The 26,027-nt window shown below is 60.0% G+C and carries 21 protein-coding genes and 3 tRNA genes; 16 read left to right on the top strand and 8 right to left on the bottom strand.

Annotated elements, in window-relative coordinates; translation table 11 throughout:
- Positions 1-121: 121 nt before the first annotated feature.
- From E5J99_RS01105 to E5J99_RS01135, 7 genes are all read left to right on the top strand, one after another.
- Positions 122-364 carry a hypothetical protein gene (locus E5J99_RS01105; protein ID WP_135495871.1) on the top strand — a complete coding sequence of 81 codons (243 nt, stop codon included), beginning with the start codon at positions 122-124 and terminating at the stop codon, positions 362-364.
- Positions 365-994, top strand: coding sequence for an RNA polymerase sigma factor (locus tag E5J99_RS01110; RefSeq protein ID WP_245318657.1), 630 nt, complete (start codon positions 365-367; stop codon positions 992-994).
- A 97-nt stretch (positions 995-1,091) separates the two neighbouring features.
- Complete coding sequence (locus tag E5J99_RS01115) at positions 1,092-3,176, top strand: TonB-dependent receptor (RefSeq protein WP_135495872.1); 2,085 nt, start codon at positions 1,092-1,094, stop codon at positions 3,174-3,176.
- Positions 3,177-3,218: 42 nt separating this feature from the next.
- Complete coding sequence (locus E5J99_RS01120; RefSeq protein WP_135495873.1) at positions 3,219-3,911, top strand: DUF4198 domain-containing protein; 693 nt, start codon at positions 3,219-3,221, stop codon at positions 3,909-3,911.
- Positions 3,912-4,357: 446 nt separating this feature from the next.
- A complete protein-coding gene (locus tag E5J99_RS01125) occupies positions 4,358-5,056 on the top strand; it encodes an SIR2 family NAD-dependent protein deacylase (RefSeq protein ID WP_135495874.1) in 699 nt (232 codons plus the stop codon).
- 38 nt (positions 5,057-5,094) lie between these two features.
- Positions 5,095-5,646, top strand: coding sequence for a metal-dependent hydrolase (locus tag E5J99_RS01130; RefSeq protein WP_135495875.1), 552 nt, complete (start codon positions 5,095-5,097; stop codon positions 5,644-5,646).
- 65 nt (positions 5,647-5,711) lie between these two features.
- Positions 5,712-9,446 (top strand): hypothetical protein, encoded by a 3,735-nt coding sequence (locus tag E5J99_RS01135; RefSeq protein ID WP_135495876.1) that lies wholly within the window; start codon positions 5,712-5,714, stop codon positions 9,444-9,446.
- A gap of 48 nt (positions 9,447-9,494) precedes the next feature.
- Here E5J99_RS01135 and E5J99_RS01140 read toward each other — a convergent pair whose 3' ends face one another.
- On the bottom strand, positions 9,495-10,226 hold the full coding sequence (locus E5J99_RS01140; RefSeq protein ID WP_135495877.1) for a hypothetical protein: 732 nt from the start codon (positions 10,224-10,226) through the stop codon (positions 9,495-9,497).
- Positions 10,227-10,431: 205 nt separating this feature from the next.
- Between E5J99_RS01140 and E5J99_RS01145 the strand changes: the two genes are divergently transcribed.
- The 6 genes from E5J99_RS01145 (at position 10,432) to E5J99_RS01165 (ending at position 16,290) form a co-directional block, all read left to right on the top strand.
- The gene (locus tag E5J99_RS01145; RefSeq protein WP_135495878.1) at positions 10,432-12,822 is read left to right on the top strand and encodes a TonB-dependent receptor; all 2,391 of its coding nucleotides are present in this window, start codon (positions 10,432-10,434) and stop codon (positions 12,820-12,822) included.
- A 59-nt stretch (positions 12,823-12,881) separates the two neighbouring features.
- Positions 12,882-13,157: a hypothetical protein gene (locus tag E5J99_RS01150; protein WP_135495879.1), complete on the top strand. Its 276-nt coding sequence runs from the start codon at positions 12,882-12,884 to the stop codon at positions 13,155-13,157.
- Between the two features lie 147 nt (positions 13,158-13,304).
- Positions 13,305-13,721: a hypothetical protein gene (locus tag E5J99_RS21730; RefSeq protein WP_245318658.1), complete on the top strand. Its 417-nt coding sequence runs from the start codon at positions 13,305-13,307 to the stop codon at positions 13,719-13,721.
- 15 nt (positions 13,722-13,736) lie between these two features.
- The gene (locus E5J99_RS21735) at positions 13,737-14,276 is read left to right on the top strand and encodes a sensor histidine kinase (RefSeq protein WP_262712956.1); all 540 of its coding nucleotides are present in this window, start codon (positions 13,737-13,739) and stop codon (positions 14,274-14,276) included.
- A gap of 139 nt (positions 14,277-14,415) precedes the next feature.
- Positions 14,416-15,219, top strand: coding sequence for a LytR/AlgR family response regulator transcription factor (locus E5J99_RS01160; protein WP_135495880.1), 804 nt, complete (start codon positions 14,416-14,418; stop codon positions 15,217-15,219).
- An 84-nt stretch (positions 15,220-15,303) separates the two neighbouring features.
- A complete protein-coding gene (locus E5J99_RS01165) occupies positions 15,304-16,290 on the top strand; it encodes a Ppx/GppA phosphatase family protein (protein ID WP_210114389.1) in 987 nt (328 codons plus the stop codon).
- A 57-nt stretch (positions 16,291-16,347) separates the two neighbouring features.
- On the opposite strand, the gene ppk1 is transcribed toward E5J99_RS01165, so the two are convergent.
- From ppk1 to gyrB, 3 genes are all read right to left on the bottom strand, one after another.
- The gene (gene ppk1, locus E5J99_RS01170; protein WP_245318659.1) at positions 16,348-18,678 is read right to left on the bottom strand and encodes a polyphosphate kinase 1; all 2,331 of its coding nucleotides are present in this window, start codon (positions 18,676-18,678) and stop codon (positions 16,348-16,350) included.
- 60 nt (positions 18,679-18,738) lie between these two features.
- On the bottom strand, positions 18,739-19,116 hold the full coding sequence (locus tag E5J99_RS01175; RefSeq protein ID WP_135495881.1) for a RidA family protein: 378 nt from the start codon (positions 19,114-19,116) through the stop codon (positions 18,739-18,741).
- A 215-nt stretch (positions 19,117-19,331) separates the two neighbouring features.
- Positions 19,332-21,308 (bottom strand): DNA topoisomerase (ATP-hydrolyzing) subunit B, encoded by a 1,977-nt coding sequence (gene gyrB / locus E5J99_RS01180; protein ID WP_135495882.1) that lies wholly within the window; start codon positions 21,306-21,308, stop codon positions 19,332-19,334.
- A 60-nt stretch (positions 21,309-21,368) separates the two neighbouring features.
- Here gyrB and E5J99_RS21110 point away from each other — a divergent pair, with 60 nt between their 5' ends.
- Positions 21,369-21,713 carry a hypothetical protein gene (locus tag E5J99_RS21110; RefSeq protein WP_167851920.1) on the top strand — a complete coding sequence of 115 codons (345 nt, stop codon included), beginning with the start codon at positions 21,369-21,371 and terminating at the stop codon, positions 21,711-21,713.
- A 7-nt stretch (positions 21,714-21,720) separates the two neighbouring features.
- Here E5J99_RS21110 and E5J99_RS01185 read toward each other — a convergent pair whose 3' ends face one another.
- From E5J99_RS01185 to E5J99_RS01200, 4 genes are all read right to left on the bottom strand, one after another.
- Positions 21,721-23,091, bottom strand: coding sequence for a T9SS type A sorting domain-containing protein (locus E5J99_RS01185; protein ID WP_135495883.1), 1,371 nt, complete (start codon positions 23,089-23,091; stop codon positions 21,721-21,723).
- A gap of 334 nt (positions 23,092-23,425) precedes the next feature.
- Positions 23,426-23,499, bottom strand: a tRNA-Arg gene (locus E5J99_RS01190).
- A 109-nt stretch (positions 23,500-23,608) separates the two neighbouring features.
- Positions 23,609-23,682: transfer RNA gene (locus tag E5J99_RS01195), tRNA-Pro, on the bottom strand.
- A gap of 89 nt (positions 23,683-23,771) precedes the next feature.
- Positions 23,772-23,862 (bottom strand) — tRNA-Ser (locus E5J99_RS01200).
- Positions 23,863-24,121: 259 nt separating this feature from the next.
- On the opposite strand from E5J99_RS01200, the gene E5J99_RS01205 reads away from it, so the two are divergent.
- Complete coding sequence (locus tag E5J99_RS01205; protein WP_167851921.1) at positions 24,122-25,033, top strand: vWA domain-containing protein; 912 nt, start codon at positions 24,122-24,124, stop codon at positions 25,031-25,033.
- The gene (locus tag E5J99_RS01210; RefSeq protein ID WP_135495885.1) at positions 25,030-26,013 is read left to right on the top strand and encodes a tetratricopeptide repeat protein; all 984 of its coding nucleotides are present in this window, start codon (positions 25,030-25,032) and stop codon (positions 26,011-26,013) included. The genes E5J99_RS01205 and E5J99_RS01210 overlap by 4 nt, the downstream gene beginning before the upstream one ends.
- Positions 26,014-26,027: the final 14 nt, after the last annotated feature.

Below are 26,027 nucleotides of genomic sequence, written 5' to 3' on the forward strand. Positions count from 1 at the left end.
CAGCCCGACTTCTAGTCCGGCTCCGGCCCGGGGCTTTGGTGCTCCGGCCCGTTTCGTTTTATCCATTGATTTGACGCGGCGGCGGCCGGTTGGGCCGACGCGCGTCACTTTCCCCGACGCTATGAATGCCCTGTCTTCTTTGATTCGTCCTGTGGCCGCTGCCGCGGACACGGGTGGCCCTACGCGCCTGCCCCAGTTTTCTACGGTGCCCACTTCGTCAGTCCACCGGCCCGGGCCCAGCACCGGCCAGCCCGGTCCAAAGCGCGACTACGCCACCCGGCAGCAGATGGCCAACCAAGCGGCCCGGGCCCAGCTGGCCGCGCGCAGCCGCCTAGTCATTCCCAGCTCCGCCAAGCGCTTCTAAGTGCTACCCCTTCTTCCCAGCCGGCTTCCTACGGAGCCGGCTGGGAGCGATGGTGCCCGCTTGTGCGCCCCACGTTCCCAGTTCTCGTCTGAATCTAACACGCCCGAGGCGGAAGCCTACCTGGTGCAGCAGCTCAGGGCCCGCAACCCGGCGGCCATGACGCACTTCTATACCGCCTACCGCCGGACGCTGTACAGCGTTATTCTGCGCATCGTGCCGCAGCCGGAGGTGGCCGAGGACGTGCTACAGGACAGCATGCTCAAAATCTGGGACGCCTTCCTGAGCTACGATGCGACGAAGGGCCGCCTGTTTACCTGGGCGCTGAACGTGTGCCGCAACACGGCGCTGGACCGCATCTGCACGCTTCACTACCGTTCCTGCAGCCGCACGCTGCCGCTGGAGGAAAGCCCGGCGTGGCGGCAGCCCGCCACGCCGTCGTTTCGGCCCGAGCACATCGGCTTGTGGGAGCTGACGCGCCGGCTGCGACCCGAGTACCGGGCCGTCATCGACCTGCTCTACTACGGCGGCTACACCCAGCAGGAGGCCTCCGACGAACTGGCCGTACCGCTGGGCACGGTCAAGACCCGCGCGCAGGCGGCCTTGCGGGAGCTGGGCCGGCAGATGCGCTAAAGAATCGCTCCGTCCCGGAGCACCCGATTTCAACCTTTTCTTCATCGGATAACTGCCGCGGCCGACTTCGGTGCGCTCTTGTCCTTTTCGGCTTTCTATGAACCACCCATACGCTTCACCATTCCTGGTTTCCACACTGCTCGGCCTGCTCGCGCCGGTTACGTTGCGGGCCCAGACGACTCCGGTCGATACGACCACACTGCGCAACCGCACCCAGCGCCTTTCCGGCGTGGAGGTAATCGGTGGGGCTACGCCGACGCGCAAAACGGAGCTGTCGGCGGAAGCCACGGCCAGCCCGGCCTCCGTTACGCTGGTGGGGCGCGACTACGTGGCCAAGCAGGCCGTCAACTCCTATGGCGACCTGCTGCGCCCGCTGGCCGGCGTCAATGTGAGCAACTACCAGCTCGGCGGCGTGGCCTACGGCATTCAGATGCGCGGCTACACCGTGGTGGAGCACGCCCGCGACGTGGCCTTTTCCATCGATGGGGCGCTGCAAAACCAGGGCTCGTCGCTCTCGGCCAACGGCTACGCCGACCTGAACCCGCTGATTCCCGAAACGGTGCGGCGCATTGAGGTGGTGCGCGGACCGTTCAGCCCGTTTTATGGCGACCATGCCCTGGGTGGCGTCATTCGCTTCGATACGGAGGACCGGCTGAACAGCAGCATGACGCTCTCGGGCGGCACGTTCGGGCAGGCGCGCGGGCTGGGCATCCTGGGCTTCGGCAAGCCGGAGAGCCCCGTGGGTGGCTACGTGGCCGTGGCCGCGACCCGCACCGACGGCTTTCGCGACAACAGTAAGGATAAGAGCCTGAACGGGCTGGCCAAGCTATCCTTCAAGATGCCCGGCGGCACGGCCTCCCTGCGGGTACAGGCCTACGCCGACAACCATAACTCGGCCAGCTACCTCAAGCGGGCCGACATTGACGCAGACCGCGTGGACCGACGCGACGCCGTAAACGGCACCGACGGCGGCTCCACCCGCCAGCAAAATGCCGTGTTCAACTACCAGGGCAGCGACCCGGCCCGCTACTTCAGCGCCACGCTCTACGCCCAGCACCACGACTTCATCCGCTTCCGCGATGGGGGCACGGGCCAGCGCCAGACCCGCGACAACCGCGTGTGGGGCGGCGGCGACGTGCGCTACACCCGCCTGACGAAGCTGGGCAGCCTACCCGCGCAGGTGGCTGCGGGCCTGAGCTTCCGCACCGACGACATCGAGGGCACCCGCTTTTCCACCGTGGCCCGGCAGCAGGTAAAGCAGGACCGGGAGCGGGATATTACTACCTCCACCCCCTCGGCTTACGCCCAGCTCCAGGTACGGCCCATTGAGCAGCTCAAGCTGACGGCCAGTGCCCGCTACGACCGGCTCTACTACCACGTCCGGGTGGGGGCCAACGATGTGGCGGCCCTGGCCAACACCCGTGTCAAGTCCCACCCCGATATCTTCAGTCCCAAAGTCGGGGCCGCGTTTAGCTTCACGCCCACGCTGAGCGTGTTTGCCAATGCCGCCCGCGGCTTCAAAAGCCCGGATGGCTTCGCTGAATTACCCGTGAACCCCGACCTGGGCGTGTCGAAGCTGGCCAGCTACGAAGTGGGTTTGAGTGCCGACGACGCCAGCGGCCGGCTACATGGCGTGCTGGCCGCCTACCAGTCGAACCAAACCAATGAGGTGCAGATTGACCCGCTGGGCCAGCTCAAAAACTTCGGTCGCACCCGCCGCCAGGGCGTGGAGGCCGAAGCCCGCGTGCGGCTGGTGGAAAATGTGGACGGCCCTACCGTGTTCGGCAATTATACCTACCTGAAAGCCCGCTTGCGCAACGGCGCTGATGCCACCGAGTACGTAACCGACACTCCCCAGTACCTGGGCACGCTGGGCCTGGACTGGACATTCGGCAGCAGCTCCAGCCTGCCGCACCGGCTCACGCTGAGCGTGTATGACCAGCTCATTGGCCCCAAGTACCTGAACTCGGATGGCAGCCTCGAAAGCAAGGCCTTCACACGTGTGGCCGGCAAGCTCATCTACACCCGCACCAGCTGGGCGGGCTTCCGCGTCTACGTCGAGTCGAGCTTCTACCCCGGCAGTGGCGCGCTGGATGAGGTCAGCTTCCTTTCGGGCCCCGACATTCTCACCTCGGCCCAGGCCCGGGCCACCGTCACGGGCGGCATCAAGGTTCCTTTCTAACCCGACACCATTCCTTTTTCCTTCTCCTAATCCCACTTCCCCATGAAAAAACAACTGACTCTGCTGGCCCTCGTTCTGGCCGCCGGCGGCCTGCGCGCCTTGGCGCACGACGCCTGGGTGGATGCCCTAGGCGGCCCCGTCTACAAGATTTTCTACGGTCATAAGCAGCCCGAACCCTATTCGGCCACCAAAGTGACGTCTATCAAAGTGCTGGATACGATGCAGAAGCCCATCAAGTACACCAAGGCCGAAATTCCTGGCGGTCTGGCGCTGACGCCCAGCACCAAGCCGGCTTTATTTGCGCTGGAATACGACAATGGCTACTGGGTGAAGGTGAACGGAGAAAGCCAGAATGTGCGTAAGTCGGCTATGCCCACCGGCACGGATGCCTCGCACCCCCTGAAATTCTCCAAAACCATGCTTAGCTGGGCCTCGTGGATGGCCAAGCCGCTGGGCCAGCGCATTGAGTTTGTGCCCGTGGGGCTGCGTGCCATGCCCAAAGCCGGCTCCACGATGAAGCTGCACTTGCTACTCGACGGCAAGCCGCTGGCCGGGCAGATGGTGGAAAACAACAGCAACGAGAAAGGGCCCAAAACCGACGCGAACGGCGACGTGACGGTGACCGTGCTCAAAGGCATTAACCGGTATGCCACCGACAAGGATATTATGCAGACCACCGACCCCGATGCCCAGCGGCTGAGTCTGACGGCGGCGCTGGTGTTTGTGGCCAAGTAGCGCTACCGTATATGCAGGAAGAGGCGGGCCTACGGTTCGCTCCGGGGCTCCCTTTCGGGGGCTTTTGGAGCAAACCCTAGGCCCGTTGTCTGTTTACGGCTTGCCCTTAGAGAGCATCAGAAAGTGTGGGGCAGTGGTGGTCAACTGCCTCTCATCATAACTTGAGAAGCCGGACTTGTTGGTGAAAGCCACGAGCCACTCAGCCGCCCCTTGCCCTGCTGCCTTGGCTGCTGCCCGACTGCCCCACACTTTCTGATGCTCTCCTGAAACGCCGGCCAGCCCGTTACGTTGTGGGCACATACCATTGTACGCCCGGCGCGGCAACCGACCGGCAGGAGCATTTTGTGCCCCCCTGCGAAACACGCTGAGTGGCTCTGCGGAAACCGCCGGTAGTATCTTTAGGACAGACTCTTCCCCCTACTCAGCTTTCAGGCTACCATCTGCTTATGAAAAAGAAAATTGTAGTACTGACCGGTGCGGGTATCAGTGCGGAGAGTGGACTGGCCACGTTTCGTGGCTCCGATGGATTGTGGGAAGGGCACCGCGTAGAAGACGTTGCCTCGCCGGAGGGTTGGCAGCGCAACCCGGCGTTGGTCTTGGATTTTTATAACCAGCGGCGCACTGCGGCCCGGGCCGCAGTGCCCAATGCGGGCCACCAAGCCTTGGTCGCACTGGAGCGGGAGTTCGAAGTAGTTATTATCACCCAAAACGTGGACGATCTGCACGAGCGGGCGGGCTCCCGCCATGTTATGCACCTACACGGCAAGCTGTTCGAAGCTCGTAGTACGCGCCACGAGAACCTGGTGTATCCGATGACTACTGACCGTATTGACCTGGGTGACCAGTGCGAGAAAGGGCACCAGCTCCGGCCCAATATCGTGTGGTTTGGCGAAGCCGTACCGCTGATGGAGCGAGCCATGGAAGAAACCGCCACGGCCGATATTTTTCTGGTCGTGGGCACGTCGCTGCAAGTCTATCCGGCCGCCAATCTGGTGCATTATACGCCTACGGGCTGCCCCACCTATATCATCGACCCTACTCAACCGCCGCTCATAGCCCGGCCGCATCTGCACCTTGTGCGGGAACCGGCTACCACCGGCGTGCCCCGCGTAGCCCGTGAATTACTGGCCAACGCCGACGTGTAGTGGCACTGTTTCTAGTGTAACACTTTTGAATTCTGAACATGGCCTCCGTTTTTGGACACGCGCTGCTAGGTGCCACGCTTGGCAAACTGCTGCTGCCTTCTCGCCCCGGCTGGCCGTGGTGGCTGCTGGCCGCCGCCTGCGCCGTGCTGCCCGATGCGGACGTGGTAGGATTTAAGCTTGGGGTGGCGTACGCGGACTTGTGGGGGCACCGTGGCCTGAGCCACTCGGTGGCGGCGGCAGCAGTGGTAGCGACGATTCTCGTGCTGCTAATCGGGTGGTTTCGGCGGGGCCAGCACGCAGCCAGTGGGCGGCTATGGGTGCTGCTGTTCCTGGCTACGGCCTCGCACGGCGTGCTCGATGCCATGACTACGGGCGGCTTGGGAGTGGCTTTTTGGAGCCCATTTGCGCCGGAGCGTTACTTTTTTGGCTTCCGCCCCATTCAGGTGTCACCTATCGGGGTGAGTCGGTTTGCGGGGGCGGCGGCGTGGCGTGTGTTGCGGAGCGAGGCCCTGTGGGTGGGCATGCCGTGTTTGCTACTGTGGTGGAGCCAAAGCCTGTGGCGTACTGCGGGGCGGCAAGGGTCGCGCTAACGCACCCTGTTGAGATTTCTTGCGTACAGGTGGGGATACTTCTATTCATACGATTTGCTCGCCTCATGCGAAAATCCTACCGCTTGCTTTTCGCAGCGCTGTTTACCACCGTATCCGCTCCGCTCTTTGCCCAAAATCAGCCGACTTCTCACTCCGTTTATCTGCTGGGCAACACCGCTGGTGACGCCGTTCCGGAAAGCCATTTGCGGGCTCTGCGCCAACAATTAGAGCAGCAAACCGGCCCTTTCACGGTAGTGCACCTCGGAGATATTGCCGCGAATAAAGGCCTGAAGAAAGAGCCCGAAGCCCAAACCACGGCCCGCATCGACCAGCTGATTGCCTTAGTGCAGGGCCTGCCCAATGGCCGCATCTACTTCGTGCCCGGCGACAAAGACTGGGACAACTCCGGCCCTGACGGGCTGAAGCGCGTGCGGCGGCTGGAAGAGTATATCGAGCAGAAACTACCCAAACAAAATGCCTTTTTGCCCACCGGCGGCTGCCCCGGTCCCGAAATAATTGACGTGGCTCCCAACGTGCGGCTGGTGGCCATCAACTCGCCCTGGTGGACGCACCCGTACGACCGGCCCGAAGCACCCGATACGGAGTGCAAAACCATGACCAAGGAAGAGTTTCGGGAACAGCTGCAGGATGTGCTGGACGAGACCAAGGGCAAGAACGTGCTGGTCGTGGGTCATCAGCCCGTGCTCAGCAACGGTGCCTACGGCGGCCGGATTCCGCTGAGCCGCCACCTCTTCCCCTTCGACAATGGCGTGCCGCTGCCGGTCGTGGGCTCGGTGTATGCCGCCTACCGCCAAAACGTGGGTACGCCGCGCGACATTGCCAATCCTGCCTACACGGATTTGCGCAAGAATCTGCTCAGCATCTTTAAGGAGAATCCCGGTGTCGTGTACGCCGCCGCCCACGATTTCAGCCTGCAGCTCACCCGCTTCGAAGACAACTACCACCTCGTATCGGGCAGCTTTGCCGAAAAAGAGCCGGTCGGTGCCGATGCACGAACGATGTATAATAAGTCGGCGGAGGGCTTTTCGAAGCTTGACTACTACACCGACGGTACGGTAAAGTCGTATTTCTACACCTTCTCCAAAGAAGGCGCCACGGCCCAGGAATCTTACGCGGCAACCTTGTTTCAGTCGGCGTGCACCGAGCCGCGCCTGCCAAACGTACCCGTCAATGCTTTCATTCCGGAGTGCCCCACGGCCGCCCGGGGCGTAGCCACTGCCAAGCCCGAGGTGCCCATGCAGCCCACGACTACCGTAACGCCAGGGGCGCAATACAAAGCGAGCCCCGGCAAGCGCGTCCTGATCGGGCCGTTGTACCGTAGTTCCTGGACGCAGCCCGTGGAGGTAAAAACGCTGGACCTCAGCACCGAGAAGGGCGGCCTGCGCATCTTCGGCAAAGGTGGCGGCCGGCAAACGACTTCCATCAAGCTGATTGCGGCCGACAGCTCGGAGTATGTATTTCGCTCCGTCGACAAGGACGTTACGCGCATTCTGCCCCCCGAGCTGCGCAACTCTATTGCCGCCGATGTGCTACGCGACATTACGCCCACGGCTCACCCCTACTCGGCCCTCGTCACCGGCTCCTTGCTCGACCAGACCGATATTCTGCACGCCCGGCCCCGCCTGTTCGTGCTGCCCGACAACAACCAGCTCGGCCCGTACCGGGAGAAATACGCGGGCCTGCTGGGCACGCTCGAAGACCGCCCCGTGGACCCCAAGCCCAACCTGCCCGGCTTCGGGGGAGCCGACGATGTGCGCCGCTCCTTCAGCTTTTTCCGGCAGCTCTATAAGGACCACGATAATCAGGTAGACGCCGTGGCGTTGGGCAAAGCCCGGGCCTTCGATATGCTGGTAGCCGACTTCGGCAAGCATGAGGACAACTGGAAATGGGCCGGCTACAAGCAGGGCAAGAAAACCATTTACCGCCCCATTCCGCGCGACCGGGACCAGAGCTTTACCCTTTGGAACGGCCTGCTTACCTACATTGCCAACCGCGAATGGGCCGTGCCCAGCATTGAGGATTTTCAGGAAGAATTCCATGATATGGAAAGCCTGAACTGGCCCGCCCGCCACCTCGACCGGTTTCTGTTGCAGTCGCTGACCCGCGAGCAGTGGCAGCAGGTGGCGAAGTACATGCAGGAAAAGCTGACGCCCGCCGCCATTGACCAGGCCACGGGGCAGCTGCCCAAAGAACTTCAGCCACTTTCCGGCTCCGATCTTAACCGCAAGCTCAAAGCCCGGATTCAGGAGTTGCCCAAAGCCCTGGATGAGTACTATCTGATGCTGGCCAAGCGCGTGGACGTGGTAGGCTCCAACAAAGCCGAAGTGTTTCAGGTGACGCGCCTCGACGATGGCCACGTGCGGGTGCAGATGTTCGACAAAGCCAAAGACTCCGACCAGATCAACGGCGAGGCTCTGTTCGACCGCACTTTCGACCCCAAGGAAACCGAGGAAGTCGCCATCTATGGCCTCGATGGCAAGGACGTATTTACCGTAACGGGCTCGGCGCGCAAGAGCGTGCTGGTGCGCGTTATCGGCGGCGACGGCAAAGACCGTATCACCGACGAGTCGAGCGTGGCAGGCCTGCGCACCAAAACTAAGGTGTATGACCTGCCCGACACGGAAATGAAGCTGAGCCGGGAGAGTGACAACCACACCTCGGAAAAGCTGACCGTGAACCGCTACGACCGGGAGCAATTTGAGTACGATGGCTACAACCCACGTGCCACGCTCATCTTCAACCAAAACGACGGGTTCGGCGCGGGCGCGGGGTTCGATGTGGTGCACCAGGGCTTCCGCAAGCCAGGTTACAAAAACCTGTATGGAGTTGATATTCAAGGCTCTACCAATGGAAACTTCCAAGTATCATTGAACATGCGCCACCGCCACGCCATCGGCAGCTGGGATATTGGGGCCCGCACCGAATACGGCAACTATTTCCAGTTCTACAACTTCTTTGGCTTGGGCAACGACTCCAAGAAAGACGAAGGCCTGTTCGATAACAACTTCTACAAAGCCCGGTATAAAGGCTACACGGCCAACGTATTCACCGAGCACGTATTCTTCGGCCGCAGCCTGTTCCGCTTTGGCCCCACGTACGAGCAGTACACGTCTAACTTCGCCGAAAACAGCCTGCTGGGGCAGAAAAACACGCAGCAGCCACTGCCCACCGACCGCCGGCCCAATACCGCTTTCCAGCGCCTGGTTGGCCTGAATACCTTGCTCGACATCGACCTGCGCGACCGGCAGACCTTTGCCCGCCGCGGCTTTCGCCTCCGCGCCCAGCACGACAGCTACTACCAGCTAAACCGCTCCAATGGCTTTGGCCTCACCCAGCTTTTCGGCGAATACTATGCTACGGCCCGCCTGGTCGTTCCCGTCACGTTTGTGGTGAAAGGCGGCGGGGCCAAAAACTACGGTGACGCCGACGAGATTCCGTTTTACAAATTCACCAGCCTGGGGCAGCGCGAAAACCTGCGGGGGTACTACCGCAACCGCTTCACCGGCGACGCCAGCGCCTACCTCAACACGGAGGTGCGGCTGGCGCTGGGCCGTGTGCAAACCAATTTCCTGCCCTTCTCCTACGGCGTTTTCGGTTTCTACGACCAGGGCCGGGTCTATTACAAAGGCAACTCGCCCGAGGGCTGGCACGCGGGCTACGGCGCGGGCTTCTACATTGCGCCGGTCACTGACCAGCTGGCTTTATCGGTTTCCTACCAGACCTCCAAAGAGCAAAGCGCGCTGTTGCAGTTCGGCGTCGGTTTCCGGATTGACCAGTAGAACCGGATTGTGCTACACCGAAAAGCCCCGCCGAAAGCGGGGCTTTTTTTATGTCGTCAAGCCACGTGGATAAGGGTGGGTCAGCAGTCGGCGCAACACTACCAGATGGGTAAAAGCTACCACGGGCACGATGAAAACCGGGAGCCACACGAACGGGAACCGTACTACGGCCACATTGGGCTGCTCGAAAGCCAGCTGCTGCAAAGGAGTAGGCGCCGCCAGCAGTGCCAGCACCACGATATTTAGCAGCAACGCCAAGGCTGCCAAGTGCCAGGCCACCATTCCCCGGCGTCCCAGTCGGCCCCGGGCGTAGGCGTAGGCGACCAGAGGTGCCGTCAGCCCGGCCAAAATATCAAAGTTGCGCCCGGCAAAGGTCATTAGCTCCGGCACCAAATACTGGCCAGCCAGCGCATAAAGCCCGATTTCGACCGGCACCCGCACCACGCTCAGTCCCGTGAGCGAAGCCGGACTGAGGCGGCTGGTCAGTTCCCGGCCGCGCCGGCTGAGCAGCAAATAGAGGATCACCAGCACCGTCGGCCCGATTCCGAACAGAACGATGCGCGGCGGCAGGGCTTGCAGTTGCTGGTAAAAGCCCGTCCGGGCCACTATTGCCTGCAGGGTCAGCCATAGTCCGATACCCAGCAGCCAGGGCGTAGTGCCTATACCTGCTCTTTGGACTGCGCGCACCAGCAATGCGGCGGTTAATACTGTGGTACCGATAAACAGAATACTGAGCCACGGCGCGGCCGGCGTGGTGAGATAGGAAAGATCAGGCGGCATAAGCGGAAGATGGATTGGTCGGAACAAGGTAGGGCGGCTTCCTTCTATCCCACCAAAAAATCATCCCGGAATCCCGGCTACCGCCCGACGGTTCGCGCAAAGCCAGCGCCGGTTCGGGTAGGGCAGACGACGGTTCACCCGGATTCCTGTTCCGCAGCCTGCCTTTGCGCATCACCTTTGGTCTATCACCTAACCGCCAAAGGCCATGCGACACCTCTTCTCCTTCTTCCTGACCCTGCTGCTGACCGCCACCGGCGGGTCTGCCGCCTGGGCCCAGTCGGCCACTCTCGCCACCCAGACCATCCGCGGCACCGTGCTCGACGACGCCGCCAAAGCCCCCGTGATTGGAGCCACCGTGGTGGTGCTGGGCGTGGAGCCCGTCCTGGGCGGCACCACCGACGCTGACGGCCGCTTCCGCCTGCCGGGCGTGCCGGTGGGCCGGGTGAAAGTGCGCGTCACCAGCATCGGCTACGAAGACCTGCTGCTGAACGAAGTGACCGTGACGGCCGGCAAGGAAGTGGTGCTCAATCTGAGCCTGACCGAGCGCCTGACGAAGCTCGACGAAGTGCAGGTGGTGTACCGGCGCAGCGAAGACCGCACCGTGCCCAACAACGAAATGGCTTCCGTCTCAGCCCGGCCCTTCTCCCCCATCGAAGCCAACCGCTACGCCGGCAGCCTCGGCGACCCGGCCCGCATGGCCCAGAACTTCGCCGGTGTGAGCGGGGCCAACGACACCCGCAACGACATTGTGGTGCGCGGCAACTCCCCGGCCTCCCTGCTCTGGCGCCTCGACGGCGTCAACATTCCCAACCCCAACCACTTCGGGGCCCAGGGCACCACGGGCGGACCGGTGAGTATGCTCAACAACAACCTGCTGGCCAAGTCCGACTTCCTGACCGGGGCCTTCCCGGCCGAGTACGCCAACGCCCTGGGCTCGGTGTTCGACCTGCGCCTGCGCAAGGGCAACGACGAAAAGCATGAGTATCTGGGCCAGCTTGGCTTCAATGGCCTGGAGCTGGGTGCGGAAGGTCCCTACAGCAAGAAGTCGAAGTCCTCGTACCTCGTCAACTACCGCTACTCCATCTTCTCGGTGCTCAAGGCCATGGGCTACGACATTGCCGGCACGCCCGAGTACCAGGACTTCACCTTCAAAACCGACGTTCCCGTGGGCCAGCGCGGCACCTTCAGCGCCTGGACCCTGGGCGGCCGCAGCAACATCACCTTCCTGGGCCAGGATGTAGACTCGACCAAGGCCGACGTGTACGGGGATGAGAACTCCAACTCCCGGCCCAAATTCTCGACCGGTATGGCCGCCGCGTCCTACGAGCACCGCCTCAGCGACCGGACCGTGGGCCGCCTCACGCTCTCGGCCTCGCGCACCACCCAGCGCTTCGACTCCGATACCATTCTGTACCGCACGGGCCGCAAGGTGCTGGCCGAAATTCCGGCCGAGCGCAACAAGTTCGTGCAGGATAAGATATCGGCCAACCTGCTGGTGAGCCATAAGCTCAGCGCCCGCGACAACGTGACGGCCGGGGCCATCGTGGATCTGCTCCAGTACGACTACCAAGGGGTACAGCTCTACCCCGTAGCCCAAACCGAGCGCGACGCCCGCGGCAGCACGGCCCTTTCCCAGCTCTACGCCCAGTGGAAGCACCGCTTCACGGACCAGCTCACCCTGAATGCCGGCCTGAGCGCCTCCCGCTTCGAGCTGAACGGCAGCACGGTAGTGGAGCCGCGCGCGGGGTTGCAGTACCAACTCACCCCGGCCAGCACCCTGAGCGCGGCCTACGGCCTGCACAGCTCATTGTCGCCACTGCTCACCTACTTCTACCAGAGTCGCCAGGCCGACGGCTCCTACGCCCTCACTAACCGGGGGTTGGGCTTCACCCGCAGCCACCACTTCGTGCTGGCCTACGACCGGCAGCTCACCGACAACCTGCGCCTGCGCACTGAGGGCTACTACCAGGCGCTGTTCGACGCGCCCGTGGAGCGCACGCCCAGCTACTTCTACGGCCTGACCGAAGGGGCTGACTTTGCCCCCACTAACAAGGGCAACCTCGTGAACGAGGGCACCGGCCGAAACTACGGCGTGGAGCTGACGCTGGAGCGCGCCTTTGCCCAGGGCTACTATTTCCTGCTCACTACCTCCATTTTCGACTCCAAGTACGAAGGCAGCGACGGAGTTGAGCGCAACACGCCCTTCAACACCCGGTACGTGGCCAATGCTTTGGTGGGCCGCGAGTTCCGGCTGGGCCAGCGGGGCAACACGTTTACCGTGAGCCTGAAAGCGGCCACCACCGGCGGACGCTACAGTACGCCCATCAACTTCGAAGCATCCAGCCAAAACCGCGCGGCGGTGTTCAGGTACGACCGGGCTTTCAGCCAGCAGCAGGACCAGTACTTCCGGGCCGACGTGAAGCTAGGCTACAAAATCAACCGTGCCCGGCTGACCCACGAAATAGCCGTGGATCTGCAGAACGTGTCGAACCGGGAGAACGTGTTTCAGCAGGCTTACAACCCGCGCACCAACCAGATCGGCACGGCTTACCAGCAGGGTTTCCTGCCGGTGCCCTTCTACCGGCTGACGTTCTAGCCGCCGGGCCCGCGTCCGGTGGCCGTCCCTTGCCTTTCCTCCCCGAAAGCCTCAGGCCCATGTATTCCACCCTTCAGCAGGCGCCCGGCGCCGCCCGGCAGCAGGTGCCGCGCCTCAGTAGCCGCCGCCCGGCCCGCCATTCGCGGCCCCGCGCGCCGCAGCGTGCCCGCGCCTTGCTTACCAGCCTGCTGGCCGACGCAGACCTCCTTGGGGCCGTGCTGCACCGCTTCAGCTTGCACTTGTTTGTGCCGGTGCCCATTCTCACCCCCGACGACCTACTGGACGATGCCCTGAATTACGCGCTGGACTATGCCGGGCGATTCGTCCGGTGCTGAATTTCAGGTGAATCCACAGAATTTTCGGAGCACAAGAATCGTCAGAGTACTATCTTTCCGTAGGCCCCCGGACCGGTCCGGGGGCCGCGCTTCCACCTGATTTTATTCGCCACGAACGACAAATGGTTACGCCTGATCGGCATTCCGGTGGTTGCCGTCATTATGCACGTGGTTTTCGATGGCTGGCCGCAGCGCTATGACTCGCTGCTGGGGCTGAATCTGCTGTTCGGGCTCTTTATTACGGTGCTGCTCTGGGAAGGCAACCGGGCCATTTTCGTGCTCATGCGCCGCCTATTTCCGCGCTACGACCAGACGACCTCCCGGCTGGTGGTGCAGACGCTGACCAGCACCATTTTCACGTTCCTGGCCACGGTATTCCTGAACGAGTTTCACCGCTTGATTTTTACGGTGCCGCTTTGCCCCAAGGGCGGAATTTTCAGCAGTTTTCTGCTCAAGATGGTGCCTACGCTCATGGTCACCTCGTTTTACGAGAGCATCTATTTTTTCGGGGAGTGGAAGAAAAACCTGCAGCGCTCGGAAGCCCTGGCCCGGGCCGGCATCTAGTCGGAGCTGGAAACGCTGCGCAGCCAGCTCGATCCGCACTTCCTGTTCAACTCCCTCAATACCCTGGCCGCCCTGATTGAGGACGACAACGAGCCGGCCCACACTTACCTCGAGCAGCTGGCCGACGTGTACCGCTACGTGCTGCTCAGCCGCGACAAAACCACCGTGCCCCTGTGTGAGGAAATGGCCTTCGTGGAGGCCTACCTGTACCTGAACAAAACCCGCTTCCGCGACGATCTGCAGGTGGAGCACCAGATTTCCGCGGCAGCCTACGCCACCAGCGTGGCCCCGCTGAGCCTGCAGATGCTGGTCGAAAACGCCATCAAGCACAACGTCATTTCCCCGGAAAGCCCCTTGTGCGTAACGCTCTACACCGAAACCGACGACACCTACGTGCGGGTGCAGAACAACGTGCAGCCCAAAACCGGCCTCGAGCAATCCACCAAAGTCGGGCTGCGCAACATCATCAGCCGCTACCGCCTGCTTTTCGAACACCCCGTGGAAGTGCTGCGCGAAAACGGCCTGTTCACCGTCCGCGTCCCGCTGCTGAGCTAATTTTTCTACTCTACTGCCATTCCGAGCTTGCCGAGGAATCTCGCGTGCCGACGTTGCAATGGCATTCAGACGAAGCGAGCGAGATGCTTCGGCAAGCTCAGCAGGACGGTCTGAGGATACTCGAAATTCAACCTGAAAAATGAGGCTTCTGCTGATTGAAGACGAATACCCCGCCGCCGAGCGGCTGCAGCGGCTGCTCCAGCAAGCTGCCCCCGGCGCCGAAGTGCTGGGCGTAGTACGCAGCGTAGCGGCGGGCCGGCAGTGGTTTGCCCGCAACCCCGCGCCCGACCTGATTCTGTCCGACATTCAGCTTGCCGATGGTCTGAGCTTCGAGATTTTCGACCAGGTGGGCCTCACCAGCCCCATCATTTTCACCACCAGCTACGACGAGTACGCCATCAAAGCATTCCGGGTGCGCAGCGTCGACTACCTGCTCAAGCCCATTAAGCTGGTAGACTTACGCACGGCGCTGGCCAAGTACCACGACCTGCGGGCAGCCTTTTCGCCGATTGAGGGCAGCCAGCGCCTGGAGCGCCTGCTCGACAGTCTGCCGCTGACGGGACGGCCCTACAAAACCCGGTTTCTGGTGGCCAGCGGCGAGCAGCTGCTTCCCCTCGATGTGGAGCAAGTGGCCTACTTCCAGTCCCGCCACGAGCTGGTCTACCTCGTGGGCCGCGACGGCCGCCGCTTCGTGCTCGACTACAGCCTGGAGCAGCTGGAGCGCCTGCTCGACCCGCAGCAGTTTTTCCGGGCCAGCCGCCAGCTGCTCACCCACCTGAGCGCCGTGCGCCGCCTGCACCCCTACTTCAACGGCAAGCTGAAGCTCGATCTGCACCCCGAGGCCCCGGAAGAAGTGCTCATCAGCCGGGAAAAGGCGGGCGCGTTCAAAAACTGGCTCGAAGGCGAGGTCATTGTGAGCAAAGCCGGACGAATAGGCGGGTAGTGGCCGGAGAAATTTGAAAAAAGGGAAGCTGCTTGCCGCAAACGGCTATCTTTGATTTCTCTTTCCATCTTTTCTGCCTTCCTAATGGAGTATCCTCTACTGAAACTGGCCGCTATTGACATTGGCTCCAATGCCGTCCGTTGCCAGATTTCAGCAGTTCTTCATTACGGCGACCGGTACCGCCTGAAGCGCGTGGAGTACGTGCGCTACCCATTGCGGCTGGGCGAAGATGTTTTCGCTACCGGCCGCATCTCAGCGCCCCGGGAAGAGAAATTCGTCAAATTCCTGCACGCCCTCAAACTGCTGATGGAAGTGCACGATGTGGCCCACTACCTAGTGTGTGCTACGTCGGCCATGCGCACGGCCACCAATGCAGCCGAAATCGTGGCCCGCGTGCAGAAGGAGCTCAATATGCCGATTCAGGTGATTGACGGGCAGGCGGAAGCCGGCTACATCAACCGTGTGATTGAGCATCTGCTGGAAGACAACAAACACTACCTCCACATCGACGTGGGCGGCGGCAGCACCGAATTCAACATCTACCACGACCGGCGCAAGGTGGCGTCCCAATCGTTCGAGGTCGGCTCCATCCGGCGCATGCAGCAGGAAGAATCCGGCCTGTCGAGCGAGGCGCTCAATGGCACCTGGCAGCGCATGGAAGAGTGGGTGAAGGAAAACGGCCGCAAGTACCACGTCACGCGCGCCATCGGCACCGGCGGCAACATCAACAAGCTCTACAGCCTCTCGCAAACTTCGCTCGACAAGCCCGTTACGCGCCGGCGCATGACCACCGTGCTCGATAAGCTGACCAGCATGACGATGGATGAGCGCGTGAACGTGGCCATGCTAAACCCCGACCGCGCCGACGTCATCGTGCCAGCCGGCCACATCTACTTATCGGCCATGGAATGGGCCAATATCAGCCAGATGATCGTGCCTGATATCGGCCTGAAAGACGGCATGCTTCAAACGTTATTCGAGCAGCATTTCGACGAAATCAGCCCGCTCAATAACGTGTCCGAGCATGTGCCGCTGGCATCCATACCCAGCCGCACCAACGGCATGGAATAAGCAAAAGGCCCGTAACACCTAGTGCTACGGGCCTTTTGCTTATTCCATGCCGGCAACTCAGGCATTCGCAAAGTCGACCTGGTCGTCGGGCTCCCCTTCTACCAGCGACTGCACGGCTGCCACTTCCTCCGCCGATTGATCGGTCAGCTCGTCGTGCTCGTCTTCCTGCAGGTCGCTGCACTCCTCGGGCAACTCATTGGTTTCTTCCTCTTTTGCAGCGGCGGCAGCCTCTTTCAGGTTGCGGCGGGTCAGCTCAAACAGCAGGTGCACCAATCCTTCCGGGGTAGCAGCGGCCAGGCGGTCTTCGTCGCGCCGGTAAAAGTCGCGGTGCACGCTCACAATCGGCTCGTCCACGGCGGGGCGGTTGCGCACGTACGCGCCGTCTTCCCGCATCAGGTAGGCATTCTGGTTGTCGAGCAGGTTGAGCATCAGAATGCTGATAGCCTCCCGCTTGAGCTGCGGATTCATAATCAGAAACAACGCCTCAATACGCCGGTCGAAGGAGCGCACCATAATGTCGGCCGAGCCGGCGTACACTTTCGGGTTGCCCGCCTGGTGGAAGTAAAATAGCCGCGAGTGTTCGAGCAGGTCGCCCACGATGCTGCGCACCTCAATGTTCTCGCTCAGCCCCGGGCGGCCGGGCCGCAGGCAGCAAATACCGCGCACCACAAACCGCACCGGCACGCCCGCCTTCGAGGCCTTATAAAACTCATCGATTATTTCCTTGTCCTCCAAGGAGTTCATCTTCATAACGATACCACTTGGCAGCCCCTTTTTGGCATTCCGAATTTCCTCCCGAATCAGGTGAATCAGCTGCTGGCGCATGTCTTTGGGCGCCGTAATCAGGTACTCGTAGTCGTCGGGCTGGGAGTGGCCGGTGATAACGTTGAAGAATTCCGACACGTCGTGCCCGTACACGTCATTGGTCGTAAGCAAACTTACGTCGGTGTAAATTTTGCTGGTTTGCTCGTTATAGTTGCCCGAGCCGATGTGCACGTAGCGCGTCACCTTCTCGCCTTCCTTACGGATAATCATGAGCATCTTGGTGTGCGTCTTGTACTTCGACACCCCATAAATCACGAAGCAGCCGGCTTTTTCCAGCCGCGAGCCTTCCCGGATGTTGCGCTCCTCATCAAAGCGGGCTTTCACCTCGAACAGTACCGACACGTGCTTGCCATTTTCGGCCGCCTTCAGCAGTGCCGCCGTCACGCGCGAGTCGTCGGCGAGGCGGTAAATGGTTTGCTTAATGCCCAGCACGTGCGGGTCTTCGGCGGCCTGCTCCAGCAGCCGCACCACCGGCTCGATGCTGTTGTAGGGATGATGCAGCAGCACATCGTGGTGCTTCAGAAACTCGAACAGGTTTTCCTCCGCGCCTTCCGGCAAGCTCAACGGCACCACCGGCACGGGCTGCCGCGTCGATTTGCCCCGGAAGTTAGGGTGCTTCAGAATCTGTAATAGGCCTTTCAGGTCGATGAGCGACGTGATGACGAAGACGTTGCCGTTGTCAATTTTCCAACGCTCCTTCAGCACGGCCATCATCACCGGCGAAGCGTCGTTTTCGACTTCTAACCGCACCACCCGGCCCTTCTTACGGGTTTTCAGGCCTACCTGAATTTCCTTGATAAAGTCCACGTCAATATCATCCGACTCTTCCAGCGTGAAGTCACCGTTGCGGGTGATGCGGAATAAGTCGGCCGATACGATTTCGACGTTCCGAAACAGCTTGGGCAGGTTAGCCCGCACTATTTCTTCAATCGGGACGAAGATGACCTTGTCTTTGCGGGTCAGTTCGAAGAAGCGCGACAGGTTCTGCGGAATCTGCACGAAGGTGAGCCGCTCGTGGCCGTTGTCCATCACGCTGTCGGGCCCGGTGCGCGTCACGACCCCGAAGATGAGCATCTGGTTCATCATCAGCGGGAAGCCGTGGTACGAGTCGTACACCATTGGGGTGAGCAACGGAAAAATGGTGTTCTTGAAGTAGCCCTCGGCTTTCCTCAGCTCCAGCTCCGTGAGCTCGTGCATGCGCATGATGTTGAAGCCGTTGCGCTCAAACTGCGGCTTCAACTCATTCTGGTAGGTCAGCGACTGATCGTTGATGAAGCGATGCGCAAAATCGAGCAGCTTGCGCCGGAAAGGCAGCTCCCGCAGCCCCGAGTAGTCGACCCGCTCCTTCCCGTAGTCCAGGTAGTTGTAGAGCGACCCGACGCGAATCATGAAGAATTCGTCGAGGTTGGAGGAGGTAATAGCCAGAAACCGCAGCCGGTCAAACAAGGTGCGGCTAGTGTCTTTGGCCATATCCAGCACCCGATAATTAAACCGCAGCCAGCTCAGGTCCCGGCTGATGTACTTGCTCTTGCGAATGAGGTCGGCAGATTTGAATAATTTCATGGCGAGGCGGTAATTCGGGCTAAGATACGCAGTACGGCCGCGCAATGGCCTAAAATAAGGTCAGGAAATAATGGCCGTAGCTTCAATTTCGACCAGCAGCCGGTCGTCGATTAGCGCCCGCACTTCGACCATTGTCGCGGCGGGTCTGATCTGGGCGAAGAATTCGCCGTGCGCCCGACCTATTTCTTCCCATTGGGTAATATCGGTGGTATAAATCCGGGTGCGTACCACGTCCGTCAGTGCGGCTCCGGCGGCGGCCAGCGCTTCGGCTATTTTCTCCAGCACCCGCTTGGTTTGCACGTAGGCTGTCGTGCCCGCCACCGAGTCGCCATCCTGCGCCGTGGTCCCGGCTACTTCCACCACATTGCCCACACGCACGGCCCGCGAGTAGCCGACGATACTTTCCCAGGGTGCCCCGGACGCAATATTTTGACGCATACTATTTCGGAAGAATTTTAGTAGACCGCCCTGCTTGACCTATCATCCGCTTACCGAAGCATCTCCACCGCCAAAGCAACCTTGATTACTACTGCACGCACGATGCTTCAATAAGTAGACGCCAGATACAGCATGCCCGTTAGTAGTGCCTGACATATTGGGGTAGGCACAATAAAAAAGCCCGTACGAAGCGGGCTTTTCTACTATTCAGCAATCTATACGTCCAGCTTGGCGTATTTGGCGTTTTTCTCAATGAAGTCGCGGCGGGGTGGCACCTCGTCGCCCATCAGCATGGCGAACAAGTGGTCGGCCTCGGCTCCCGACTCTACATCAACGCGCTTCAGGGAGCGGGTGGCCGGCTGCATGGTTGTCGTCCAGAGCTGCTCGGCGTTCATCTCACCCAAACCCTTGTAGCGCTGCACGTTCACGGTTTCTGGCTTACCACGGCCCAGATCCGCCTGAGCGGCAATACGCTCCTCTTCCGTCCAGCAGTAGCGCTCCTCTTTGCCACGCTTCACCAGGTACAGCGGCGGCAGGGCAATATAGATGTAGCCTTTGTCGATCAACTCGCGCATGTAGCGGAAGAAGAACGTCAGAATCAGCGTCCGGATGTGCGAGCCGTCAATGTCGGCATCAGTCATGATGATGACTTTGTGGTAGCGCAGTTTGTCGAGGTTCAGCGAGCGGGTGGTGCTGCCGTCGTCCTCGTCCGTCTTCTTCTCGAAGCTCACGCCGAGGGCGGTAATCATGTTCCGGATTTCCTCGTTCTCGTAGATGCGGTGCTCCTGGGCTTTCTCCACGTTCAGGATTTTGCCTCGTAGTGGCAGAATAGCCTGAAACGCCCGGTTACGGCCCTGCTTGGCAGTGCCACCAGCCGAGTCACCTTCCACCAGATACAGTTCGCAGATAGCCGGATCCGATTCCGAGCAGTCAGCCAGTTTGCCGGGCAGCGAGTTGGAGCCCAGCACGGTTTTGCGCTGCACCATCTCGCGGGCCTTGCGGGCCGCAATCCGGGCCCGGGCCGCCAGAATCACCTTTTCGATAATAATCCGGGCTTCCTTGGGGTTCTCTTCCAGGTACTGATTCAGGATTTCACCGACCACCGTATTCACCGCGCCGCTCACGTCGGAGTTGCCCAGCTTGGTTTTGGTCTGGCCTTCGAACTGCGGCTCCTGCACCTTCACCGAAATAACGGCAGTGAGGCCTTCGCGGAAATCATCACCCTGAATTTCCACCTTGGCCTTTTCCAGCATTCCCGATTTGTCGGCGTAGGCCTTCAGCGTGCGGGTCAGGGCCGAGCGGAAGCCCGCTACGTGCGTGCCACCCTCAATAGTATTGATGTTGTTGACGTAGCTGAAGATGTGCTCCTGATACGAGTCGTTGTACTGCAGCGCTACTTCTACCGGAGTGCCACCTTTCTCGCTCACGACGTGAATCGGGTTGGGCATCAGCACTTGCCGGCCGCTGTCGAGGTATTGCACGAACTCGCTCAGACCGCCCTGCGAGTAGAACTCCTCGCCCAGGAAAGTACCGTCGTCGTTTTTCTCACGCAGGTCGGTGAGCATGATGCGGATTCCCTTATTCAGGTAAGACAGCTCGCGCAAACGGTTAGCAATCGTGTCGTATTTGTAAACCGACTCGGTAAAAATCGAGCTATCGGGCAAAAACTCTACCTGCGTGCCATGCTCCTCCGTGTCCCCGATTTCCTTCACCGGGTACTGTGGAACGCCAATCTTGTATTCCTGCTGGTACACGTGCCCATTGCGGCGCACCGTCACCTTCAAATCCTGACTCAGCGCGTTTACGCAGCTTACGCCCACGCCGTGCAAGCCGCCGGATACCTTGTAGGAGTCCTTGTCGAACTTGCCGCCGGCGTGCAGCACCGTAAGTACTACTTCCAGCGCCGAGCGACCTTCCTTGTGGTGAAAATCCACGGGAATGCCGCGCCCGTTGTCGCGCACGGTAACGGAGTTATTCTCGTTGATGGTTACTTCAATTCGGTCGCAGTGGCCGGCGAGGGCTTCATCGATGGAGTTATCGACTACTTCCCACACCAAGTGGTGTAACCCTTTAACGCCCGTATCGCCGATATACATGGAGGGACGCTTACGTACTGCCTCAAGGCCTTCAAGCACCTGGATGCTATCGGCGGAGTACTGATCGTCGGCTCTTTTTTCTTTCGTTTCGCTCATGTAAGACGCTATTATTTCAGCTTTCTACTAACATCCAAAGGTACCTATTTTATCCGGTTTTTGCCAGCTTTCAGGCAGTTTTGGCTGGTTAAAACCCAGGTGCTACTCGCCGAAACCCAGAGCGTACCAATTGCTTTTTACTACTGGATTTTTGGAGCTTTGTTGCGCCTATCGTCCCGGCGTAACGAACATACTCATCCTGCAAAAAGGCTGACTGACGTATCACTCTTCCTACTGAACAGCCAAATATGGTTGCTCGGGGCCTTTAGCAGTAGTTGCTCCTTTATGGCCGAACAAAAGTATTCAACGGATCTTCTCAACAAGCTAGTCGCAGAAGTCATTTTGGTAGAGCCAAAAACCAAAAAAGCCCTTTCCATCGTGATGGAAAGGGCTTTTCTAGGGTAAAAGAGTGTTACTCAATCACCAGCTTCTGCTGAGCGACACCAGCGGCGGTGCGCAGCTCCAGCGTGTAGAGACCCGCTTTCTGCTTGCTCATGTCGATGGTAGCCAGCTGCGAGGCAACGGTGGTAGCATTCAACTGCTGATTCAGCACCTGACGGCCCAGCGCATCAAATACCCGCACGTCGGTACCGGCTTTGATGCCCGAGTTGAGCTTCAGCTGAAATACACCCGAAGCGCTGGGGTTAGGATATACTGATATTTCTTTCTGCAGCTCAGCATTGCGGTTGCCCAGGACAACCGTGGTGGCAGTAGCTTTGTACACGCCACCGGCACCATTCGCATCGGTTTGAGCGCCGGCATACCCCACCGTGCGGCTGATGAAGTCAACGGACGAACGATATTGACCACGGTCGATATCAATCCAGGTCGCGCCGTTATCAACGGAATAGGACGAGCCGTAGTCAGCGGCAGTCTGGGCAGTAGGAACGGACGAGCCAACGCTAACAATAGCATTGGTACCCGGTAAAGCTGAAATATCGAAGTGGTTGAAGTTACCCTTGTAGGATACAGTCTTCCAGGTTGCGCCGCCATCGGTGGTAGCAACAAGGTCACCACTGTTGAAGGCGATACCCTTGTTGGCATCAGTCATCGCAATATTGCTAACTGCTCCCAACAGCGGAGTCGGCGCCGAAGCCGTCCAGGTCAGGCCCCGGTTCGTAGACTTTAAGATACGTGCCGGTGACGAGCCATGGCTAGTTCCGGCCCAGATGGTATTGCCTATTGCTGTGTAAGAGCCAACGAGGCCATACTCCTCTGCATCCAGCGGAGTGGGCAAATTAGCGGCTGGAACGCGCGTCCAGATGGTACCACCATTGCTGGTTGTGAGCACCTCGAATGAGCCGTTGGTAGGGTCGCCGAGGGTAACGCCGTTGTTGGCGTCAAAGAAATACACCCAGTTGGCAAAGCCACCGGCCGCCGCTGGAAAATGGGTAGCATTAGTTGTTTTAGTCCAAGTAACCCCGCCATCAACGGTCTTCAGGATCTCACCACCACCGGAACCGAAATACTGGGCCACATAGGCAGTGGTTCCATTGATACCGTGAATGCTGGCGGCTTCATAATTAGGAGCACCGATAATGGAATTGAAAACCCACGTAGCACCACCATTCGAGGTCTTAGACAAGTTGGTGGCCGCAGAGCCCGCAGCGCCTTCCTGCAGAATTTGCCACGCTACTTGGTCGCTCACGGTGTGCATCTGCCGAGAGAAGTACTGTGGAGGAGTCTCGGGGTTGGTCGTATTCTGCAAGGTCCATTTGCTCTGCGCCTGGGCCGAGAGGCCTAGTCCGCAAAGGAAAGTCAGAGAGAGTAAGTGTCTTTTCATTTGAAAGGAAAAAATTAATTGTAAGTGAAAAAGTAAGGCCAAAACGGCCGGGGTGGTTTGTTTAGAGTGAAGATGAAACCCTCTTCACTGCCCAAGGTAACAGTTTTCGCAAAAAGATTCAACCAGAAGGCTGTTTGACCGGAAAACCACGCAGTAAGAACCTGTGCGACCAACACGGGTAGCAGTATGGATCTTCTACTTGTTGGACGTGCTATAAGAACAACGCTTTACAAGCAGTCAGGTTGCAGCTCGCTGTTTTTCTGTTTGATTTTCCTCTGATTGTTTGGATTTTCCCCAACAAAAAACCCGCCCGGCAACTGCCGTGGCGGGTGAGTACCCCGTAAGAGATTCGAACTCCTGGCCTACTGCTTAGAAGGCAGCCGCTCTATCCAACTGAGCTAACGAGGCAAATACAACTGATCCGGTAAAGGTACGGGACAACTACGTGCTTACAAAAAAGGCCTTCCGATAAAATCGGAAGGCCTTTTTTACTTCAGCAAGCCGAAGACAATTACTGTCGGGGTGGCAGGATTCGAACCTGCGGCCTCCTGCTCCCAAAGCAGGCGCGATACCGGGCTACGCTACACCCCGAGACATGCGGGGAATCGTTCTTCTCTTAAGAACAGCCCGATGAAGGGAAACTTTCAGAATTTCGGTTGCCCGAGGTTCTGAAAAACCTGTGGTGGAGAGAGGGGGATTCGAACCCCCGGTAACCTTTAGAGCTACGGCAGTTTAGCAAACTACTGGTTTCAGCCACTCACCCATCTCTCCTAGACAAGTGCCTTTCTGGTGAAAGGGTGTGCAAATATACGAGCAGAACGCAGAAACAAACTCTCCCGCCAAAAAATATCTTCACTTTTGACTCCGGCTCAAGAAAAGCTGGCAGCTTATCTTTGGGCGTTATCATAGCTTCTTTCCCGCGTTTCTATATGAATCCTAATCAGTTGAGTTTGGCGCTGACCGTATGAATTGGGCAAATTCGTTTTCTTGGATTGAGCTGCTGGGAGCTGTATTTTTTTTCGTTTTGTACGTGGGCTATACCTTACGCACCCGTCGTTTGGCCGCGCCGCTCGGTCAACGGGGCTGGCGGATCGGCTGGAAGCTGGGGCTACGGCTGGTGTATTTTCCGCTGCTGCTGCTGGCACTGCTGGGGCCGGCGTATGGTGTGACCCAACAACCGGTGCGAACTGCGGGGAAAGACGTGTGGCTGCTGGTCGACGTATCCCGGTCGATGGATGCGGCGGATGTGGCTCCTTCGCGGCTGCAAAAAGTAAAAGCCGAGCTAGGCGTGTTAGTCAACCGGTTTCAGGCCGACCGTATCGGCCTGATTGTTTTTGCCGGCGACGCCTTCGTGCAGTGCCCGCTTACCTACGACCAGAGTGCCCTGCAGCTCTTTCTGAATACGCTACGAACGAACTTGGTAGCGGCAGCCGGCACGGACCTCACGCCGGCCCTGGAGCTGGCCCTGGCCCGTATCGGGGCCACGCCGGTGGCCGTGGGCAGTCCACCCCGCGTTACGGCGGTAGTCGTTATCAGTGATGGGGAGGACTTTGGCGAAAATCTGGAGCCAACGCTGCGCGTGCTGACCCGCTCGGGGGTACGCCTGTTCGGCATGGGCGTAGGCACGCTCGAAGGAACCCGCTTGCCTCGCCCCTCCGGCGGTGGCTACTTGCGCGATGCCCGGGGCCAAGAGGTGATTAGCCGACTTAATCCGACAACTTTGCGCCGCTTGGCTGAACAGACGAACGGACAATACTTTGAGCTTTCAGAGCGCCGAAATGAATTTCCGCTCCTGGTGAATGCCCTCAACCGGATGGAAGGGCAAACCGATACGGTACGGACCATAGCAGTGGCTGATAACCGGTACCGGTATCCCCTTATTATGGCGTTGCTTCTGCTTGTCCTGGATATAGTGCTTACGACAAGAGTAATTCGACCGTGAGAACTCTGCTTCTACTACTGATGCTGGCGCTACCGGGCTGGACCAGCCTGACCCGCATTCGGGACCGTAACCTAGTGGTAGAGCAAGCCCAGGCGGCTTACCGGCAGGGCAACTTTGCAGGCGCGAGCCGCTTGTATCGGCGCGCTCTGCACGAACTGGGGGCTACCGACGAAGCCGTTGTTCTGAACCTGGGTCATGCCTATGCGCGGGCCGGTGATGCTTCGCAGGCCCGTGCTTACTATGGACGGCTGCTGACGAGCCAGGTGGCCGCCACTCGTAGCATAGCCCGGCAGCAGTTGGCAGTGCTGGCAGCTCAGGCAGGCGAGTATGCACAAGCGGTAAGCCTCTTGCGCCAGGCACTGCTGGCGGATGCAAGCAATGCCAAAGCCCGCTACAACTATGAAGTAGTGCGCGACTATCTGGCCCAGCATCCGAATGAGCCCCGCATACCGCCTGCCCCCAAGCCGCAAAACCAAGGTGCCGCCGCTGGCGCAAAAAATCCAGCCAACCAGCCGCGCCCACAGCCGGGCCCAGGCCGTCCGGGCCAACGCAACAACCCCAACCAGCCAGAAGATCCGCGCAGTGCCGCCGAGCAACGCCCAGACCCTTCGGGGCAGCGCCCGCCGACCGGACAACGCCTGCCCGAAGCCGGAATTCAGACAAACGAAACCTTTCAGTTGGGGCAGGGGGCGCGGCAGCGGGTGGCCCAGGGCAGCCAGCCCGGCACTACCCGCGGCATAAGCACGGCCGCCGATGACGCCGAAAAAACCGGTTCAGCCCAGCGCCAAGCTGGCACGGAACAGGCTTCGCTGGATGAAACCCACCTGCAAACGCAACGGGCGCGGCTACGGCAGATGAATCTGAGCGCGGGGCAGGCTCGGCAGCTGCTGGATGCCCTGCGAACCGCCGAAGAGCAGTATCTGCAGCAGCGTCCGCGCCGCGCTGGTCAGAAGGCAGACCCCAAAAAACCAACCTGGTAGGCACTCAGCTGCGG

It is taken from the genome of Hymenobacter elongatus, from assembly GCF_004745955.1.
GTDB lineage: Bacteria > Bacteroidota > Bacteroidia > Cytophagales > Hymenobacteraceae > Hymenobacter > Hymenobacter elongatus.

Excerpts from the sequence above, each read along its gene's own strand:
- E5J99_RS01105 (WP_135495871.1), top strand. The coding sequence starts at position 122 with ATGAATGCCCTGTCTTCTTTGATTCGTCCTGTGGCCGCTGCCGCGGAC.
- E5J99_RS01115 (WP_135495872.1), top strand. The coding sequence starts at position 1,092 with ATGAACCACCCATACGCTTCACCATTCCTGGTTTCCACACTGCTCGGC.
- E5J99_RS01120 (WP_135495873.1), top strand. The coding sequence starts at position 3,219 with ATGAAAAAACAACTGACTCTGCTGGCCCTCGTTCTGGCCGCCGGCGGC.
- E5J99_RS01125 (WP_135495874.1), top strand. The coding sequence starts at position 4,358 with ATGAAAAAGAAAATTGTAGTACTGACCGGTGCGGGTATCAGTGCGGAG.
- E5J99_RS01130 (WP_135495875.1), top strand. The coding sequence starts at position 5,095 with ATGGCCTCCGTTTTTGGACACGCGCTGCTAGGTGCCACGCTTGGCAAA.
- E5J99_RS01135 (WP_135495876.1), top strand. The coding sequence starts at position 5,712 with ATGCGAAAATCCTACCGCTTGCTTTTCGCAGCGCTGTTTACCACCGTA.
- E5J99_RS01140 (WP_135495877.1), bottom strand. The coding sequence starts at position 10,226 with ATGCCGCCTGATCTTTCCTATCTCACCACGCCGGCCGCGCCGTGGCTC.
- E5J99_RS01145 (WP_135495878.1), top strand. The coding sequence starts at position 10,432 with ATGCGACACCTCTTCTCCTTCTTCCTGACCCTGCTGCTGACCGCCACC.
- E5J99_RS01150 (WP_135495879.1), top strand. The coding sequence starts at position 12,882 with ATGTATTCCACCCTTCAGCAGGCGCCCGGCGCCGCCCGGCAGCAGGTG.
- E5J99_RS01160 (WP_135495880.1), top strand. The coding sequence starts at position 14,416 with ATGAGGCTTCTGCTGATTGAAGACGAATACCCCGCCGCCGAGCGGCTG.
- E5J99_RS01165 (WP_210114389.1), top strand. The coding sequence starts at position 15,304 with ATGGAGTATCCTCTACTGAAACTGGCCGCTATTGACATTGGCTCCAAT.
- ppk1 (WP_245318659.1), bottom strand. The coding sequence starts at position 18,678 with ATGAAATTATTCAAATCTGCCGACCTCATTCGCAAGAGCAAGTACATC.
- E5J99_RS01175 (WP_135495881.1), bottom strand. The coding sequence starts at position 19,116 with ATGCGTCAAAATATTGCGTCCGGGGCACCCTGGGAAAGTATCGTCGGC.
- gyrB (WP_135495882.1), bottom strand. The coding sequence starts at position 21,308 with ATGAGCGAAACGAAAGAAAAAAGAGCCGACGATCAGTACTCCGCCGAT.
- E5J99_RS01185 (WP_135495883.1), bottom strand. The coding sequence starts at position 23,091 with ATGAAAAGACACTTACTCTCTCTGACTTTCCTTTGCGGACTAGGCCTC.